Consider the following 18161-nt stretch of genomic DNA (forward strand, 5'->3'; position numbering starts at 1 on the left):
AACTAGCTAAAACGTAGCGTATCACCCACGGCCAATTGGCCCGGCAAAGGCAGCAGATTTTGTCCAAAAAGTATTTTATTTCCTTGCTTTCTAAACGTAGCCAATGTTTTCAAAGGCTCACTTCCGGTTTCTCCCGTGAGCGGATCAACCGTCGTAAGTACACAACGGGCACAGGGTTTTACAACTAAAAACTCCGCCGTGCCGATGCGAACATTCGTCCAGCTATCTTCGGCAAATGGCTCAGAACCTGTTATTACCAAATTGGGCCGAAAGCGTTTCATTGATACAGGTTCTTCCAGTTTCGCATTCAGCGTGTCAAGCGACGATTGGCCGATAAGAAGCACCGGGTATCCATCCGCAAAGCTTACGGTTTCGTTGTGTTTTGCGTAGCGGGGGTCTACCAATCGCTGACTGGATTCGGGCATCAGGACCAGTCGAACGCTTCGGCCAAACCACTCACTCAGTCCACTGTCGAGCTCGTCAGAAACGGACAGGGCGGGGAGTTCATCGTCCCATACGCGAACTTGTACCACCTTTTTGCTGACGGGTTGAAATGGCAAAAACAGGCTTTTTTCCGAATGGGAACGATGCGTTAATGAAAAACCTCCCTCAGAAAAAGCAACGTCGATCAGAGCCATGGAATGAACCGAGCGCTGCGTGACAAAAACTCCCGATTCATCTACAATCATCCACCGCCGGTCGTAACGAAGACCACGTTCTTCCACCTCGGACTGAGATATCGAAATTCCTCCCAACGATTTGACGGGATAGATCCAGAGTTCGGAAAGCGTAAGCATAAGATTTGATTTATAGTAATTTATAGGACAAAAGCCGTTTTTACCATTCCATGCGGGCCATAGGGCTTACGGTTTGGTCAGTAAAATCCTGTTGTAGAAATTTGAAATGGGCCACAATGGCAATCATGGCAGCGTTGTCGGTACAATACTCAAAGGCTGGGATATAGACGTTCCAGTTCAATTGTTTTCCCAGCTCAGTCAGCGAATTCCGCAGGCCCGCATTTGCCGAAACTCCACCGGCAATGGCGATTTCACGAATTCCGGTTTCGGAGGCAGCTTTTTTTAACTTTTTTAACAAAATTTTCACAAGCGTGTGCTGAATACTGGCACAGATGTCGGGGAGATTCTCCTGAATGAACGCAGGGTTTTGTCGGGTTTGTTTTTGTAAAAAATAAAGAATTGACGTTTTTATTCCACTAAAAGAAAAGTCAAGTCGGGGGACATCCGGAATCGGGAAGTCGAATGCCAGCGGATTTCCTTCACGTGCATAGCGGTCGATTAAGGGCCCGCCCGGATAGGGCAAATCGAGCAGTTTGGCCGTTTTGTCAAAAGCTTCACCTACGGCGTCATCGAGCGTTTGGCCAATGATTTCCATATCCAGATAATCCCGTACCAACACCAGTTGCGTATGACCGCCGCTGACAGTCAGGCAAATAAAGGGAAAGGCAGGAGCGGGCGCATCTATAAAATGCGCTAAAACGTGTGCCTGCATGTGATTGACCTCAATCAGCGGAATGTCCAGCCCCAAAGCCATCGATTTGGCGAATGAGGTACCCACGAGCAGGGCACCCAAAAGCCCCGGCCCTTTAGTAAACGCTATGGCTTGCAGATCTTTTTTCGCTATTTTTGCATCCTGAATCGCTTTGTCGACCACAGGTAACACCAACTGCTGATGCGCTCGCGAAGCCAACTCTGGAACTACTCCGCCGTAGGTTTGATGAATAAGCTGCGTAGCAACAACATTGGAGCGAATTTTGCCGTTAGAAATGACAGCAGCCGAGGTTTCGTCGCAGGAGGATTCAATGGCTAATATAATCATGCAAATCAGTAAAAATTTGCACAAAAATAGGTAAATTACTGCAAGATGGGGCAACTTATGCCTTAAAGCTGCATCCATGATCCATATTCTCAAAAAAGTCGGAAACGCATTTGTATTGCTTATTATCCTGGGACTATATGTACTTGGGGTAGTAAACATTGCCATGCAGGATCCGTCTGTACAAACTTACCTGACGCAGAAAGTAGTCCAAAAGCTTTCGAAAGCGATGGGCTATCCGCTGGGAATTGAACGCATAAATGTCAAATGGCTGGATGTGATTTCGCTGGAAGGAGTTTCTGTGAAAGATAGCCTCAGCCAACCCATGATTGATGTCGGACGCATTGATATAAATTTCAATATCTGGACCATTATTGAAAACTCTTCCCGGGAGATTCACCTCGATGAAGTAACTCTTTATCAGCCCAATGTGCGTTTGGTAAAAACGCAAAACGGCTACCTGAACATGGATTATTTCATCAGCCGAATCAATCAAATGGTTCAGCCGAGTGATACAACCAACAGCATTCCAAATCAGAATATCCCGTTCACTATCGGCAAAGCAACCCTGACCGATGCTGTTTTTCATTACGACGATCCCCGCGAACCTTATACCCGAAGCCCGAGTGTTTTTGATTACTACCATTTTGAATTGCGGGACCTGAACGTGCAGTTGCAGGATTTTCTGGTTTTGGGTGATACCATTCAGTTCGTGGCGAAGGATCTAACTACTATCGACCGCCAATCCAAACTAAAAGTACACGACCTCGATACACGGTTTATGTACTGTGCCAAAAAAATAGAGTTAGCTTCGTTAAGTGCCTATATCGGTGGAAGTTATCTGACTAATTACCTGAGTTTTAATTACGATAAGCCATCTGATTTTGGAGATTTTAATCAAAAAGTGCGGATGATTGCACATTTTGAGAATAGCCGTATTTTTTCGGACGATTTGGGGCTTTTTCACGAATATCTGCTTACATTAAATGAAACCTGGCGACTTTCGGGAGATTTTGACGGAGCAGTTGACAATTTTATCGTACGAAACACCGACCTGCGGTTTGGCAAAGGAAGCCGACTTTCGGGTGATTTTGGGTTTAAAGGTTTGCCCGATTTCTGGTCTACAACCATGAAATTCAACCTTGTAAGTTCCCGCATCGAAACGCAGGACCTGGTGCAGTACTATCCTGAAACGGACCTCCACGAAACTTTTGGTAAATTTGGTTTAGTAGAAATTGATGGAACTTTTGCCGGAACTGCCGTTGACTTTGACCTCAAAAGTAACGTCCGGACCGAAATAGGAAATCTGGCTACCGACATGCTTTTTCATATCAATGATCGGTATACGTCAACCTATAACGGGTTCTTGAAAACGGCAGGGCTAAATATCGGGCTGCTGTTTGACCGCCCCCAAAGTCTGCAAAAGCTGGATTTTTCCGGTAAAATTGTTGGGAAAGGATTTGATATTACTACGGCTTCTGCCAATTTGGATGCTACGGTTACAAGGCTGGGTTTTAATCAGTATGATTATCGGAATATACAGCTTCGCGGAAATTTACAAAAAGCTTATTTTAACGGGCAGGTCAGTTCTGCCGACACCAATCTGACATTTAATCTGGATGGAGAAATAGATTTATCTGCTGCCCAGAATACCTTTGATTTGCAGGGGGTTGTCCAAAAGGCTAATCTTATGGCTCTTGGTTTTTCTGCGGAACCACTGACGCTGCAAACCCAAATCGACGCCCAAATTGAAGGCAATACGGTCGATGAGCTGGTTGGACGTGCGCGCTTCTTAAACACCTTTCTGCTTACGCCCCGCAATAGCCGGAATTTAGTGATGGATACTCTCCTGATCACGTCGAGTCAACAACCCAACGAACGCACGATTGAGGTCGGGACCGAGTTTCTGGACGCTCGCTTTTCCGGTAATTTTGTCATCAGTGAGGCTTTGGAAGACCTCAGCGGTTTATTGCAGGAATATAAACTCTATTTTTGGGGAAATGAGTCTGCTCGACGAACGTACTATGCCCGAAAAAATAAGGAGCATGTAGATCGAAATTATTCGGTTTTGTATGCAATACAGGGCAAAAATGTCTCAAAGTTGCTTGATTTCGTTTATCCGGACTTAGCGATTTTTGGCAAAAATCGTGTAGAAGGAATCTTTCGGATGGGCAACACGGCTTTCCTCAGCACAGCAGCACAGATCGACACGCTCAAAATCGGGACAAATCAGTTTTTGGATGCAGAAGTTGATATAACAACTTCAAAATTTGTACGTAGCGCGGAAGTTCTGGCATCCGCCCTGATTACTTCAAAAAATCAAAAAATCAACACCCTGGCTCCTACGGAACGGCTGGATATTGAAGCGATTTGGGATAAAGATCACATTGATTTCACAAGCGGGCTGCGACAGACCAACAGCGCTAATCGGGCAAATCTCAACGGAGAAGTCAGGTTTTTGGCCAATGGATTCAGTTTAAGGCTCAATCGATCAAATTTGTTTTTGCTGGATGAGGTGTGGAATGTAAATCCAACGAATCTGATTACGATCAGCGGCAAACGCACCGAATTTAGCAACCTTTCTCTGCAAAGTGGAAAGCAGCGAATTTCCCTCAATGGAGAAATGAATAATGATTCGACCCGAAATCTGAACTTTGAAATACGAAATTTCCGACTTTCTACGCTTAATCCTGTGTTTGAAACTCAGTTGGGCGGTATCATGGACGGAACAGCGGAGTTGCATGATATGTTCAATTACAGTGAGTTAAGCAGCGATTTTAAAGTAGAAGGTCTAAGTTACGAGAACTACGAACTGGGAAATTTTTCGGGTAGCGGCGAGTGGGATCAACTTCTTGGTCAGTTTTCGATTGATGCCCACTTGGAGAAGAATCTCAGCCGGGTGTTTACTCTTTCCGGCAACTATGATCCCAATCGACGCGAAAATTCCCTGAATCTGAAAGCTGATTTTAATGGAACTTCCCTTAAAATTATTGAGCCGTTCAGCGAAGGGCTGGTTTCTGACGTCAGCGGAACGGCCAAAGGTGTCGTGACGGTTAAAGGAACACCCGAAAATCCGATCCTGAATGGGCAGGTAAAAATTGATCAGGGTCGCCTGACATTTGATTACCTGCAATCGGTCCTCTCATTTGCCGACGTTGTGACGTTTAGCGAAAGTGAGATTGCCACCAAAAATATGCTTGTGACCGATCAGGAAGGTAATACGGCTACGGTTCGCGGGGGCGTGTATCATGACGGATTCAAACTTTTTTCGCTGGGATTCAATGCCGATATGCGCAATTTCAAAATCCTGAATACCACCCTGAAAGATAATGACCTGTTTTATGGCACGGCCTATGTTAGCGGAAAAGCAAGCTTATATGGCCCGATTGACAATTTGACAATTGAGGCAGACGTCACGAGCAACAAAGGTACGCGCATGTACATTCCACTGGATGGGGCCACGGAAGTAACCACTCAGGATTACATTCAATTTGTGAGTGCCATGATTAAAAATGATAGTTTGGGTTCACAAAATGCCGAACGACGCAGTATGGATGTGGGGGGTATAAAAATGGATTTCAATTTTAACATTACTCCCGATGCATACTGCGAAATTCAGCTGGATCGTCAGGCGGGAGATATCATAAAAGCCTACGGAAGAGGCCTTTTGAATATGAAAGTGGACACAAAGGGTGATTTTACAATGGCCGGTAATTATGAAATTGAACGGGGCGATTACACTTTTACCTTTCAAAACGCACTGAATAAGAAATTTACCATTAAACCCGGCAGCCGCCTGACCTGGTCCGGCGATCCATATGGCGCATTACTTGACGTTCAGGCCGGATATACACAACTTGCGTCACTCTCCGGTGTGCTGCCCGGATTGTCAACCACCGGAAATACAGCAAGCGATTTAATTGCGAGACGCTACCCCGTAGAAGTTACCATTGCCCTGACCGACAGACTACTATCACCAACAATTGGTTACGATTTGGCCGTTAAGGAGTATCCTTCTTCGGGAGAATACCGGTCGGCCGTAGCGGCGTTTGAAAGTCGGCTCAAAAGCGATGAACAGGAGCTGAGCCGACAGGTGAGTAGCTTGATTCTTTTCAATCAGTTGCTGAGCCCGCAGGATGTATTCCTTGCACAGCCCAACCAAAGTCAGTCGTTTATTGGCAACAGCATCAGTGAATTAGTTTCCAATCAAATCAGTAAATGGGCTTCTGCTCTAAACGAAAACCTGGAAGTAGGCGTCACAGGGCTTTCTCTGGATCAGAATGCATTTGACAATTTACAACTCCGGTTTTCGTATCGCTTTCTGAACGATCGCTTCCGGGTTACCCGAGACGGGCGCTTTACTTATGGCTCAAATCAGTATGATGCTACGAGTCTTTTGGGAGAATGGACGCTGGAATACTGGATGTCGCAAAGTGGAAGTGTGCGTTTAAAAGCCTATAACCGCAATATTCAGTCACCTTTATTGCTCAACAACGCACTCACAACGGGCGGCGTAAGCATGCAGTTTACGCATAGCTTCAACCGCTTCAAGCTTCTGAATAAAACAGACGCTCCGTCGCAGGAAGTGCCCCGTCAGGCACCGTTGGATCCGCTACCTTCTGGTAAACTTACCTCCAAACTCGAAGAATAAACCGATTTGGACTAGATTTGTCTCAGTCTCCGCGATAACGAATGGCCAATCCTTTCATGACAAAACCTTCTTTTGTGGCCGAAGTGAAGTATTTGTACTGGACACTCATGATGGCATCTGCGCCAAGTTTCTGGGCTTTCAGAACAAGTTGTGCCGTCAAAAGATCTTTCGATTCGGCATCATTGCCCCGGTAAAGCATACGCTCACTATTTTTTTTCTGTCGTGTATCAAGAGTATCTTCTCTCGAAATTTCTACCCATTCAAGTTCCGAATATGGCCGATCGGGATTTTCATTTTGCATAAAAACATCAATCGGATAAACTGTTCCGGTAGAAATAGGAATTGACGGACGAAAGCAGGCCGCAACAGCTAGCAAAAGGCTAAGAATGAGTAAGGAGTGTAAAATTCGGGAAGGCCGCATATATCCTGATTTTGGTTTTTTCGTTAGAGGTTCTGTACATTAGAGTCACTTTAAAAACGATTCCGCATGATAAACATTCAATTTAAGATGAAAAAATATGCGCGTTTAATTTTCTCCTTGTTTTTTCTGAGTTGCTGTCTGATGCTGCCTGCTTCGATTGCTTTGGCCCAAAGTCCTGATGCTGTGACAGGTACCTGGCTCACCGGATCAAAAAAGGGTCATGTGGAGATTTATAAACAAGGTTCCAGGTATTTTGGAAAAATAGTATGGCTGAAAGAGCCGAATGATCCGGCAACAAACAAGCCCAAAACTGACAGCAATAATCCAGATCCTGCCAAAAGAAAACAACCGCTCGTAGGTTTGGTTAATTTAAAAGGATTTGCCTTCGAAGGTGACAATACCTGGGTGGATGGTACAATTTACGATCCTGAAAATGGAAAGGAGTATAGCTGCAAAATGACCCTTCGGGGAAACAGCACGTTGGACGTGAGAGGATATGTGGGCGTGTCGCTCCTGGGCCGGACGGATACCTGGCAACGTGTAAAGTAAAGTATTTAGTTTATAAGCCTGAAAAACCGTCTGTACCAAAACGAGTCATTTAATTCCGTAAAGGACCTATTTTCATTGTTTGAGCCCCTTTATAATTAATTATTTAACTAACATTTGACCATGAAAAGAATGAGGAACAAATTTTTACAAAACACAAAACGCACCGCAGGCTATCTACTGCTGTCAGGTTTGCTGGCGGTACAGGCTCTGGCGCAGGTTCCGGAAGGGATTAAAAAAATTACTTCGGTAGAAGGAATTACGGAATATCAAATGGACAACGGGCTAAAAGTCCTGCTTTTTCCTGATCCTTCTAAGCCTACGATTACGGTTAATGTGACCTACCTGGTTGGATCGCGCCACGAGGGCTATGGTGAAACCGGCATGGCGCACTTGCTCGAGCACATGGTGTTCAAAGGCACACCGAATCACCCAAATATTACGCAGGAACTTACGGAACACGGTGCTCGTCCTAACGGAACGACATCCTATGACCGTACCAATTATTTTGAAACCTTTTCGGCCACGGACGAGAATCTTAATTGGGCGCTTGATATGGAAGCCGACCGGATGGTCAATTCGTATATAGCCAAAAAAGATCTTGAAAGTGAGTTCAGCGTGGTTCGGAATGAATTTGAATCTGGTGAAAACAGCCCCTTTCGGGTTTTGTGGCAGCGGGTTTCGTCAACCGCTTTTGAATGGCATAACTATGGAAAATCAACCATCGGAAATCGCTCCGACATTGAAAATGTACCCATCGAGAATTTACAGGCATTTTATAAAAAATACTATCAGCCAGATAATGCCGTACTGACCGTTGCCGGAAAAATTGACGAAGCCAAAACCCTGGTGCTTATACAAAAATACTTTGGCAAATTGGCCAAACCCACCCGTGTGCTGCCTGTCAGCTATACCGTGGAACCTATTCAGGACGGCGAACGCTTTGTGAATGTTCGGCGGGTAGGCGATGTGCAAATGGTGGCTTGTGCGTACCATATCATGCCGGGTTCGCATGCCGACTATCCGGCGATGGATGTATTGGTTGAGGTTTTGACGGCTGAGCCTAACGGTAAACTGTATAAAAATCTGGTGGATACGAAAAAAGCTTCCAGTCAGTATGGATTTACATTTTCGCTACATGATCCGGGATACGTTTATTTTGGCGCAGAAGTATTAAAAGAAAAATCTCTGGACGAAGCACGTGCCGCGATGATTGCGACGCTGGACTCAGCCGCTAAGGTAAAGCCTTCGGCAGAAGATGTAGAAAGAGCCAAAACTACGATTCTGAAAAACTGGGATTTGCAGTTTAGAAGTTCAGAGCGTATCGGATTGGGAATCAGTGAGTTTATCGCCGCAGGGGACTGGCGTCTGTCGTTTTTGTTTCGGGATGCCGTCCGTAAAGTTACCGCCGACGACGTATTTCGGGTAGCGCAGTATTATTTCAAACCCTCCAATCGTACCACGGGTACTTTCGTGCCCGAGGCGAATCCGGACCGGACCGAAACTCCTTCTGCCCCAAACATTGCCGAACTCGTAAAAGACTATAAAGGGGAGGCTTTGATGGCCGAAGGTGAAGCGTTTGATCCGTCACCTGCCAATATTGAAAGCCGTACGACTAAGGTAGAAAAACCCAATACGATCGAACTGGCACTTTTGCCCAAAAAGACGCGCGGAAATGTGGTAGCCGCACGTTTGACACTTCGCATGGGAGATCAGAAAAGTCTGATGAATAAGGGAACAATTGCCAGCCTGACCGCCTCTATGCTAGACAAAGGAACCAAGACCAAAAGTCGTCAGCAAATCAAGGACGAATTTGATCGACTCAAAGCGCGCGTAAGTTTCTTTGGTGGAAGCAATCAGGCGGGGGCATCCATTGAAACAACGGGTGAGAATTTGCCGGAAGTATTGAAATTGGTAGCAGAAGTCATGAAAGAACCGGTTTTTGATGCCAATGAATTTGAAAAATTGAAACAAGAGCAGTTGGCCCAAATAGAGTCTCAGCGCAGTGAACCTCAGGCAATTGCCATTACAGAATACCGGCGGCTTACTTCTCCTTATCCTAAGGGAGATGTTCGGTATGTAGCTACTTTTGATGAGGAGATTGCAGAAATAAAGGCCGCTACACTAGATCAGGTAAAGGCTTTTTATAAAGATTTTTATGGTGCCTCTGATGCCTCAGTGGCGGTAGTAGGAGATTTTGAAAAAGAGGAAATTCAAAAAATTATTGAAGAAAAATTCTCTTCCTGGAAAAGCCCAAAACCTTTCAAAAGGATTGAGTCGCCGTACGTGGCGGTAAAGGCCGAGAACAAATCGTTTGAAACACCCGACAAAGCCAACGCGATGTTTGTAGCTGGCCTGAACATGCCTTTGAAAGATTCAGATCCGGAATACCCGGCCTTGATTATGGCAAACTATATGCTGGGTGGAGGGTTTCTGAATTCACGACTTGCTACCCGAATTCGTCAGAAAGAGGGTCTTAGTTATGGGGTCGGTTCGCAGTTTAGCGCAAGTTCACTCGATAAAAACGGTAGCTTTTTGGGGTATGCTATTTATGCTCCGCAAAATGTGGAGAAGCTTGAAGCAGCGTTTAAGGAAGAGATTGAGCGGGTTTTGAAAGACGGTTTTACTGCCGAAGAACTCAAAGCCGCCCGTTCGGGCTATTTGCAGTCGAGGCAGGTAAGTCGTGCGCAGGACGGCGCCTTAGCCGGAACCCTGAACAATAATTTGTACCTTAACCGCAGTATGGATTGGGATGCAGATTTTGAGAAAAAGATCGAAGCGCTAACACCCGAGACTGTCAAAGCGGCTGCTAACAAGTACCTGGATTATTCTAAATTTACGGTAATTAAGGCTGGCGATTTTGAAAAGGCAAGAAAAGAAGGCCCGGCCAAAGAAACACCACCCGCATCGATGGGAGGAAGTCCGAAGAACTAGGAAAAGCTAGTGTTGTAACACTTTTTGATCATGAGCCACTTCCAGAACCGGAAGTGGCTCTTTTACTGGTTTATAACTGGATATAATATTGTAAGTAAAGTCAATTTTTATCCTGCCCGGAAAGACCACCTCCTGATTTTTAGATAATTATTTAGAAAAAAATCAAACATTTTTATACTTAATAAACTATAAATAGTACAATTATAAGAGAGCTCAGAAAATCCAGAAAATGGGGGAACTTTGGGTTTTGAATAGGTCGTTACCTCTTCTTAATTTCAAGAATTTAGTAGTATGGCGTTCAGTGTATTGCCTCAGTTGTCTTCCCGTATTTCAGGGAATTTTCGCACCAAATTAATTCTGAATCTGATTTCGGTGTATATCCTGTGGGGGTCTACCTATTTATTTATTCACTTCATGACCGAAAACATGCCCCCACTTTACATGGCGGGCTGTCGGTTGCTGACCGCCGGATTAATCCTATATCCTTACGCACGCTTAACCGGTCATTCGCGTCCCACACGTCAGCAATGGTACTCCGCCGGACTGATCGGTGTGTTGCTGCTATCTGTTGCCAACGGCGGAATGACGATGGCTATTCAATATGTACCAACAGGTGTAGCCGCCTTATTGGCTGGGATGCTGCCACTATTCATTATGGTGCTTAACTGGTTGTCATTCAGTAAAGTAAAACCAACGAAACTGGCATTGGCAGGATTGATAGTTGGCATGATCGGAATTGGACTCCTGGTAAAGCCGGGTGGATTTCAGGCTACGTCAACCGAAAGTTGGCTGGGCATTGTCATTATTATGTTCTGTAACTTATCCTGGGCTACGGGTACCTTGCTTTCTGGGCACATGAAACTTCCCACTCAGATTATTTCCAGCGCCGTGCAAATGCTCGTTGGCGGTGGCGTGCTGTTGGTTGTAAGTCTCTTGGTTGAGCCCGTTTCACTATTTAGCATCAGTCACGCACCCGATAAAGCCATCGGTGCACTGATTTACCTGATTATTTTCGGTTCTTTAATTGGATTTTCTTCCTTTGCGTGGCTGGCGCGCAATGCTCCTCCTCAGTTACTATCTACCTATGCATACGTAAATCCGGTGGTAGCAATGCTATTGGGATGGGCTTTTGCCGGAGAAGCTCTCACAGGTCAGTCGTTACTTTCTGCTCTGATCATTGTAGCCGGTGTTTTATTAATCTCATTAGGAAAGAAAAAGCAAAAAGCCGCAGTATAGGTTGTTGCTTACAGCCGTGCCCAGCGACTTACCACTGATCCTAAAACCAACAACAAACCTACTAAAACCAGCCCATACGAAAGACCGAAGGCTTCGGCGACAAAGCCAACCATTGGCGGTCCGGCCATGAAACCCACAAAGCTAAATGTTGCATAGGTAGCGAGTCCGGCGGCTGGCGCGGTATGAGGCAGTCGCATGGATGCCGCATATAAAATGGGCGCACCGAGAGAACAACCAAATCCCAGTAAAAGAAACCCGAGCAATACAATAGATGGCGCCGGGATCAGAACTGCAAGGCTGAGCCCAAGTGCGCCTAAAATTCCGCCGAAAAGTAAAAGACGTTTCTCGCCAATATGCGGAATAAAACTATCTCCAATAAATCGACCCAAAGTCATGGCAAAGGCAAAAAATGCAAAGCCCAGGGCCGAAACGGAAGCTGTGGCGTGAGAGACTTCGCGTAAATAAATGGCACTCCAATCAAACGCCAACCCTTCACCAACGGAAATGGTAATGCCAATAAAAATTAGAATTAACAACTCTGGTGTTGGTTTGGCGAGCGAAGAACCGTCTGCCTGCCGAATCTCAGGAATGGATGTAAGTTGATCTTTCAAAAGCAAAAGGCTGGATACCAGAAAGATAGCTACTCCAATCATGTGGTAATTGGCAGGTATATTTGCCCAAATTAGTAGCCCGGCCAGGGCACTGCCAAACATGCCCCCAAGGCTCCACATGCCGTGGCAGGTAGACATGATCCGGATGTTCTGTTCGCGTTCAATGTTAGTGACTGCCGTATTCATGGCTACATTTAGCAAGGCCGTAAAAATGCCCATGAAAAATAATCCGGCAGTGAGCACACCAAGAGTACCGGCATGAATCGGTAACAGCACGCTGAGAAAGAATAAAATCCCGCCAAGCAGGCTGGCATTTGCCGAACCGATGGCACGAATGATGCGTCCGGTAAATGGATTCATCAAAATCGAACCGATGGGCATCGCAAAAAGTGCAAGCCCCAGCTGTGCGTCGTTAAGCCCCAATTGGTATTTTATGAAAGGGATTCGGGCCACCCAACTGCCAAACAAAAAGCTATCGGCAGCAAATACAAGACCGACCGCCCGAGTCATGGGGTTGTAAAAAAATGAGGAAAGTGATCTCAGAACAGCGAACCGACGGAGAGAATAGGGCGAATCCATTTCTACGCATTCAGGAATGATACAGAGCAAAGGTATCAAGTAAACTAATTTGAACGGGTAGCATTTGTTTAATTTTTACAAATTGATAAAAAATGGGAAAACATAAAACGGGAACCAAATCAGCTTTAACTTCCTTATAAATAAGTATCCGATTGTAACTTGGAGCCGTGATATGTTATCTGAGGTCAAAATACCACATCATGCAAGGCAAGGTTAAGCCCTGGATTTCGTTTTTTGTTTGGTTTTGAAACATACTCCATTTACTAACTGCTTGAAAATTAAGTAGGTATTTATCAAGAAATAAATGAAAAGAACTACAATCCTGTTCGTGTTTGGAACAATTCTGGCGGGCCTTTTGGCCGGATTTCAAAGAAATGGCAGCTCGTTTATCAACGAAAAATCTTTAGAAAAGACTACAAGTATATCTAACATAGATTCTGTCGGAGAGTCGGCGCAGGCTCTTGAAAGTGCCTGTCAGGCGCTGTACGACTCCTTGCATTTACAATCTATTGGACTTTCCAAAGATGCGTTTCGGCAAGCGTGGTTTGGATTTCAACAGGAAAAATTTAGCCGTCCTATCCTCGCAATTGTAGATTTTAGCCAATCTTCCCGCAACAAAAGACTCTACATTGTTGATTTTGAGGCAAAGAAATTAGTATTGAATACCTACGTAGCGCATGGGAGAAATTCAGGAAATGAGTTTGCGCAAAAGTTCTCCAACGAAAATTCTTCCTATCAGTCCAGCCTTGGTTTTTACCGCGCACTCGATGTCTATCAGGGCAAGCACGGTCTCTCGTTGAAATTACAGGGATTAGAGAAAAATATCAACGACCGCGCACTCGAACGAGCCATCGTATTGCATGGCGCCGACTACGTAAGTGAATCGTTTATTCGCCAAACAGGAAGGTTGGGTCGTAGTTTAGGGTGCCCGGCCGTGTCGTATGCCGATCACAAAGTTGTCATTGAGACGCTTCGCAATGGCGCCGGGATGTTCCTGTATTATCCCGACGATTCGTACGTTGCTCTATCAAAACTGCTGCAAAAAGCCAGCAATGTAAGTCAGGGATTTGCCGCTGCGACTTCTTTTGCCTCCTCAAAATAAATCAATCGTCCAAGGGAATCTGCATCGGCAGTTAAATGAAAAATGAATACCGGAACTCGCTTCTCCAAAGCATGAGTTGTAGGCTTATGCTCTTCATCGGGTGTTTTGATGGCCTTCTCAATAAAATCCGCCGGTAGCAATTCTTTATTAGCCAGGAAGTTAGCAAATTGTACCGGGTTTTGTAGCCGAATACAACCGTGGCTTCTCCACCGTTGTTTGGCTTCAAATAACGTTCTGACGTTGGTGTCGTGTAGATAAATGGCCAGTGGATTTTCAATATTTACCTTCATCACCCCCAACGAATTATCTTCTCCGGTTTCCTGCCGAAATCTATATTTAAAATTTTCAGCAGTTATATCCGCCCATTCAATCGAAAATTCGTCCACAACCTGTCCTTTTGCGTCAATTACCTCAATGCCATTTCGTTCCAGATAGTACCTGTTTTCCTGGATCTTTGGCAACATCTCTTCAAGCGCAATGCTTTCAGGAACATTCCAATAGGGATACGTAATTACATTGGTTGCGTAGGTGTCAATTCCTGGCGTTGGCGAGTTTGCCTTTCCTACAATTACGTTCATCTGAAATTGTAAATTGCCCAATGAATCAAAGGCAGACAGGTAAGCTCCGTTAATATTGACAAGTGCCCACCGCTCTGCGCCCTGTGTTTGTCGATGAATCCACCGATAAGTATTCAACGTTTCGGCTACTTTCGCTGCACTGTCTGACTGACCATTTTGCGAAAGTCGGGCATAATGCTTTTTGAGACTTTGGTATGCAGGATAATTTGGTTCCAGATTTTCAAGTGCCTCAGCCATAGACGTACCTTCCGCAATTTTCCAGGCTGCTTCCCAAATACGGGCCGAATCGGGGCTTAGTTTTTTCTGAATGTGTTCAATGTTTGCAGGCATTTGGCCGTAGCCAATCTCTTCCAGGTAACGTAGGAGCCCTTCCTTTCGGTAAAATGCAGAGTCAGCCCGAAGACCAATCGTCTGACCATAGACAACGAGAGAGTCGAAGGTGTTTTTCTTTTGAATCTCTGTCATCAGTTCAGCCTCAGTCATGCTGAAATAATCTTTTTGGCGGCAAGAGTAAGGTAAAATGGCGAACAGGAGCAGGAAGAGAACTCCTTTGTACAAAGGTGTATTGAGCATAAAATAAGATACTTATGGTTATATCCTATTTAGTAAAATTACTGTGCTAGAAATATATAGAATATTCAGTACTCAGATTGACAGCTTATTAGTAAAAATCCCCGAAGCTTGCCAGTAAGCTCCGGGGATTTTTTTGCACATTCCGGCAGATGCACTTTGGTTTCTATACGTTCCACCAATACGTAAATTTTACCACGAGTGCCCGGTTTTTTACATGAAAATTTTCGGGTAAATAATTGTCCGTATAGACGATGAATAAATCAGAAGCCGGTTTGTAGCGCCACTGCAATCGAGTATTTAGATTAATGTTATCTGCCTGATTGTTGTACTGTACAAAGGTGGTCAAAAATAGATTATTCCGGAATGTTACATCCACCCGTGGCCCAACCAACCAATATTCAATATGATTCCAGGGAGCGGGTAACGATATGCTGTTGTAATTGCTGCTTAGTGCCAATGCCACGTAGGGCTGAAAACGATAACCTGCATTAACGGCCAAATTTAACCGTTCGCCATTTTGGTAGTAGCCGCCCACTCGTCCTGAAAAATCATAGGTAAAATTATTTTGAGGGCCTGAGAAAAACTCAAAACCGGCTGATTTCCAGCGATGTTCGGTACCAGCTCTCAATCTTTCCCTGCCCGAGTTAGTTGGGTCAAAGGGTTGGAGTAACCGTACATAATTGGTAGCTGTCCAAATAGTTGCCAACCCACGGCTTTTGAAATTAAAAGTATATACGAAAGCAGTTTCGTTGTCTGAAAGTGCTCTTTTTTTGTCCCAAAACAGCGTGGTTTGCAGTTTGGGGCCGTGGCTTATGAGTCTATTTGATTTAACAAAAAATAAATAGCCCACACTTGGATTTATTTTATAATAGCCATTTCTTACGGAATTGGGGACGTAACCAACTTCGGCATTATAATTTGCTCCTATATATTCATGCTGCCATTGCCAGGTAAAGTTTGTACTTGCGTATCGAATGTCTGCGGCATGCACCATGTCATCACCTTTTCGGTCGGGGCTAAAGGATTTCAGAAACAGTGCTTTTCCAGACCAAAGGTTGTTGGCCGACGCCAGGTTAAACTCCGTTCCAATGTTTCGATTGTAGCGGGAAAAGGCATTATTTAGCTCATGACTATACCGAATTGCATCCTTATTGACCATCATGAAACGAATATTTGAACGGGCAAAAACCTGCCGTTGCAGGGCTACAACTGCATAATTAGTAACCGGAAGGCTATCCTGTGCCGAAGTTTGAACGTCTAGAATTCCTAACCGCCAATTTTTATCCAACTTACCGCTCAACCGGGCGCCATACTGAATCGGTACGCCAAGGCCGATTCGTCTGGAAAAAAACGGGCGAATGGATGCATATCCAAAGTTGGCAAATAGGTCGGCATTTTCGAGGAAAAATTGACGACGCTCGGGAAAGAAAAGCTCAAAACGATCCAGATTGGTTTGTTGCACATCTACTTCTACCTGCGAAAAATCCGGGTTTACTGTGAGGTCCAAATTCATAGATGGTGTAATCCCGATTTTAACATCTCCGCCAATCGCCAGGCTGCGTTCGTGATCATTTGAACGCTGAAAGTTTTTGTTAAATCGGGCAGCTGTATATGGAATCAGTGAGATATTCAGGCCCGGATCCGGTGGTGGCTGATCCCAGATCAACTGACCGGTATAGGCCAGCGAAGCCGAGGCGAACTGCCTTGGAACGGGTGCCCAGGCCGATTTTTCGGCAATAGTTAAATCCAAACGGCTAAAATTGATGCCCCAGGAGGTAATTCCCGGTTTATACCGAATACTCTTGAACGGTATAGCCGCTTCCCAAATCCAGCGATCTTCCAGGTTTTTTACAGCCGTCACCCACTTGTTGTCCCAACTCAGATTGACGGCTCCTCCATCAAATTGTTGCCCGTCCCAGGGAGCGCCAACGGCATTGCTACCAAACGAAAACCCGTTGGTGCGGTCGTCAAACGTATCCATGAAAAGCAGGAAATTGTCATTTTTATTAAACGAAAAATCCCGTCGCAGCGATTCTACGATAAGTGTACCCTTAACGGGTTTATGATTGACAACCAGAATATACATATTTTGACTGTCGTAGGCCATCCGAACTTCTGTTTTGGCTCTTGCAAAGCTTGTATCTATCGGCTGAACCATGAAAAAATTGTCGGCCACTTCGGTCGTTTGCCAGGCAGGGTCGTCGGCATTGCCATCAATTTTGATCGGAGATTGGGCTTTAAAAATGTGATACTTGTAATTCTCGTTGGGTTTTTGAGCAAGTAAGAAACCTGGCAGGCAGATTAACAAAAGAAGAATTGGACGTAAATTTTTGTACACAGGAGTTGTAAGAAATAAGTTGGGAGACAAAGGGCAATTTTTCAACATTCTACTTTGGCGGATTGGCGGTTGGTTTCCAGCGGAACGACTTTTCGTCAATCGCCCGCATTGTGCACAAAACTCCATTCAAATGATCGTATTCATGTTGCAGAAGTTCGGAAAGATCGCCTTCCAATATATCCGTGTGGAAATTCCAGTCCTGATCCTGATAGCGAATATGAATGGTTTGATGCCTTTTGACGCGTACCAGTAAATTTGGCAGGCTCATGCAGTCATCCCATAGCTCAAACATTTTGTCACTAAGGAACACAAGTTCGGGGTTTATAAATACAGTGGCTTTGCCGTCTATATTCATGTAAATTAGTCTTTTCATGTAGCCAAGTTGTGGAGCCGCAATCGCCCGTCCGGCCTGATAGATTTCCCGAAATTGGAAAAGCGCCCGGTGCAGGTCTGTAACCATCTCCTGAATGAGCGCATCGTCTTGAAAACTGAGAGATTCGCAGGTTTGATACAGGCGTTCGTCTCCCAAAAGAATAATATCAGCTAGTCCTTTCATTTTTTTTCTACAAAAAAAGCATCATTTCAGAAGAAATGATGCTTAAAAACAAAAGTAATAAAATATGTGTGTGTATAGTATTTATACAAACTATGATTTTATGACGAGCTATCGGGGGGTAAGTCACACTTGATTTTTACATTTTTGTGTGTTTGAAGACAAAAAGGTGTAAAAGTTCAGGAGTGTTTCGGAGAATCTAATTT

The 18161-nt window shown here is 44.8% G+C and carries 12 protein-coding genes; 5 read left to right on the forward strand and 7 right to left on the reverse strand.

What is annotated here, in order from left to right; all coding sequences use genetic code 11:
- Positions 1-2: 2 nt before the first annotated feature.
- Positions 3-797, reverse strand: coding sequence for an MOSC domain-containing protein (locus EZE20_RS04405; protein WP_132114885.1), 795 nt, complete (start codon positions 795-797; stop codon positions 3-5).
- A 40-nt stretch (positions 798-837) separates the two neighbouring features.
- On the reverse strand, positions 838-1836 hold the full coding sequence (tsaD, locus tag EZE20_RS04410) for a tRNA (adenosine(37)-N6)-threonylcarbamoyltransferase complex transferase subunit TsaD (protein ID WP_132114887.1): 999 nt from the start codon (positions 1834-1836) through the stop codon (positions 838-840).
- Positions 1837-1912: 76 nt separating this feature from the next.
- Here tsaD and EZE20_RS04415 point away from each other — a divergent pair, with 76 nt between their 5' ends.
- Positions 1913-6484: a translocation/assembly module TamB domain-containing protein gene (locus EZE20_RS04415; protein ID WP_132114889.1), complete on the forward strand. Its 4572-nt coding sequence runs from the start codon at positions 1913-1915 to the stop codon at positions 6482-6484.
- 22 nt (positions 6485-6506) lie between these two features.
- Here the strand turns inward: EZE20_RS04415 and EZE20_RS04420 are convergent, their stop codons facing one another.
- A complete protein-coding gene (locus EZE20_RS04420; protein ID WP_132114891.1) occupies positions 6507-6905 on the reverse strand; it encodes a hypothetical protein in 399 nt (132 codons plus the stop codon).
- 66 nt (positions 6906-6971) lie between these two features.
- Here EZE20_RS04420 and EZE20_RS04425 point away from each other — a divergent pair, with 66 nt between their 5' ends.
- The 3 genes from EZE20_RS04425 (at position 6972) to EZE20_RS04435 (ending at position 11621) form a co-directional block, all read left to right on the forward strand.
- The gene (locus tag EZE20_RS04425) at positions 6972-7454 is read left to right on the forward strand and encodes a DUF2147 domain-containing protein (RefSeq protein WP_228713522.1); all 483 of its coding nucleotides are present in this window, start codon (positions 6972-6974) and stop codon (positions 7452-7454) included.
- Positions 7455-7574: 120 nt separating this feature from the next.
- Positions 7575-10385: a M16 family metallopeptidase gene (locus EZE20_RS04430; protein WP_228713524.1), complete on the forward strand. Its 2811-nt coding sequence runs from the start codon at positions 7575-7577 to the stop codon at positions 10383-10385.
- A gap of 291 nt (positions 10386-10676) precedes the next feature.
- Positions 10677-11621: an EamA family transporter gene (locus EZE20_RS04435; RefSeq protein ID WP_132114893.1), complete on the forward strand. Its 945-nt coding sequence runs from the start codon at positions 10677-10679 to the stop codon at positions 11619-11621.
- Positions 11622-11629: 8 nt separating this feature from the next.
- Here the strand turns inward: EZE20_RS04435 and EZE20_RS04440 are convergent, their stop codons facing one another.
- Complete coding sequence (locus EZE20_RS04440) at positions 11630-12742, reverse strand: MFS transporter (RefSeq protein ID WP_228713526.1); 1113 nt, start codon at positions 12740-12742, stop codon at positions 11630-11632.
- A 373-nt stretch (positions 12743-13115) separates the two neighbouring features.
- Between EZE20_RS04440 and EZE20_RS04445 the strand changes: the two genes are divergently transcribed.
- A complete protein-coding gene (locus tag EZE20_RS04445; RefSeq protein ID WP_132114897.1) occupies positions 13116-13913 on the forward strand; it encodes a murein L,D-transpeptidase catalytic domain family protein in 798 nt (265 codons plus the stop codon).
- On the opposite strand, the gene EZE20_RS04450 is transcribed toward EZE20_RS04445, so the two are convergent.
- The 3 genes from EZE20_RS04450 to EZE20_RS04460 form a co-directional block, all read right to left on the reverse strand.
- On the reverse strand, positions 13871-15064 hold the full coding sequence (locus tag EZE20_RS04450) for a L,D-transpeptidase family protein (protein WP_132114899.1): 1194 nt from the start codon (positions 15062-15064) through the stop codon (positions 13871-13873). The genes EZE20_RS04445 and EZE20_RS04450 overlap by 43 nt on opposite strands.
- Positions 15065-15227: 163 nt before the next feature.
- Positions 15228-17450: a DUF5916 domain-containing protein gene (locus tag EZE20_RS04455; protein WP_132114901.1), complete on the reverse strand. Its 2223-nt coding sequence runs from the start codon at positions 17448-17450 to the stop codon at positions 15228-15230.
- A gap of 1 nt (position 17451) precedes the next feature.
- Positions 17452-17958: a peptide deformylase gene (locus tag EZE20_RS04460; RefSeq protein ID WP_132114903.1), complete on the reverse strand. Its 507-nt coding sequence runs from the start codon at positions 17956-17958 to the stop codon at positions 17452-17454.
- Positions 17959-18161: the final 203 nt, after the last annotated feature.

It is taken from the genome of Arundinibacter roseus, assembly GCF_004348825.1.
In the GTDB taxonomy this organism is placed as follows: Bacteria; Bacteroidota; Bacteroidia; order Cytophagales; family Spirosomataceae; genus Arundinibacter; species Arundinibacter roseus.

Excerpts from the sequence above, each read along its gene's own strand:
- EZE20_RS04450 (WP_132114899.1), bottom strand. The coding sequence starts at position 15,064 with ATGCTCAATACACCTTTGTACAAAGGAGTTCTCTTCCTGCTCCTGTTC.
- EZE20_RS04415 (WP_132114889.1), top strand. The coding sequence starts at position 1,913 with ATGATCCATATTCTCAAAAAAGTCGGAAACGCATTTGTATTGCTTATT.
- EZE20_RS04445 (WP_132114897.1), top strand. The coding sequence starts at position 13,116 with ATGAAAAGAACTACAATCCTGTTCGTGTTTGGAACAATTCTGGCGGGC.
- EZE20_RS04405 (WP_132114885.1), bottom strand. The coding sequence starts at position 797 with ATGCTTACGCTTTCCGAACTCTGGATCTATCCCGTCAAATCGTTGGGA.
- EZE20_RS04460 (WP_132114903.1), bottom strand. The coding sequence starts at position 17,958 with ATGAAAGGACTAGCTGATATTATTCTTTTGGGAGACGAACGCCTGTAT.
- EZE20_RS04420 (WP_132114891.1), bottom strand. The coding sequence starts at position 6,905 with ATGCGGCCTTCCCGAATTTTACACTCCTTACTCATTCTTAGCCTTTTG.
- EZE20_RS04435 (WP_132114893.1), top strand. The coding sequence starts at position 10,677 with ATGGCGTTCAGTGTATTGCCTCAGTTGTCTTCCCGTATTTCAGGGAAT.
- EZE20_RS04455 (WP_132114901.1), bottom strand. The coding sequence starts at position 17,450 with ATGTTGAAAAATTGCCCTTTGTCTCCCAACTTATTTCTTACAACTCCT.
- EZE20_RS04440 (WP_228713526.1), bottom strand. The coding sequence starts at position 12,742 with ATGACTCGGGCGGTCGGTCTTGTATTTGCTGCCGATAGCTTTTTGTTT.
- tsaD (WP_132114887.1), bottom strand. The coding sequence starts at position 1,836 with ATGATTATATTAGCCATTGAATCCTCCTGCGACGAAACCTCGGCTGCT.
- EZE20_RS04430 (WP_228713524.1), top strand. The coding sequence starts at position 7,575 with ATGAAAAGAATGAGGAACAAATTTTTACAAAACACAAAACGCACCGCA.
- EZE20_RS04425 (WP_228713522.1), top strand. The coding sequence starts at position 6,972 with ATGATAAACATTCAATTTAAGATGAAAAAATATGCGCGTTTAATTTTC.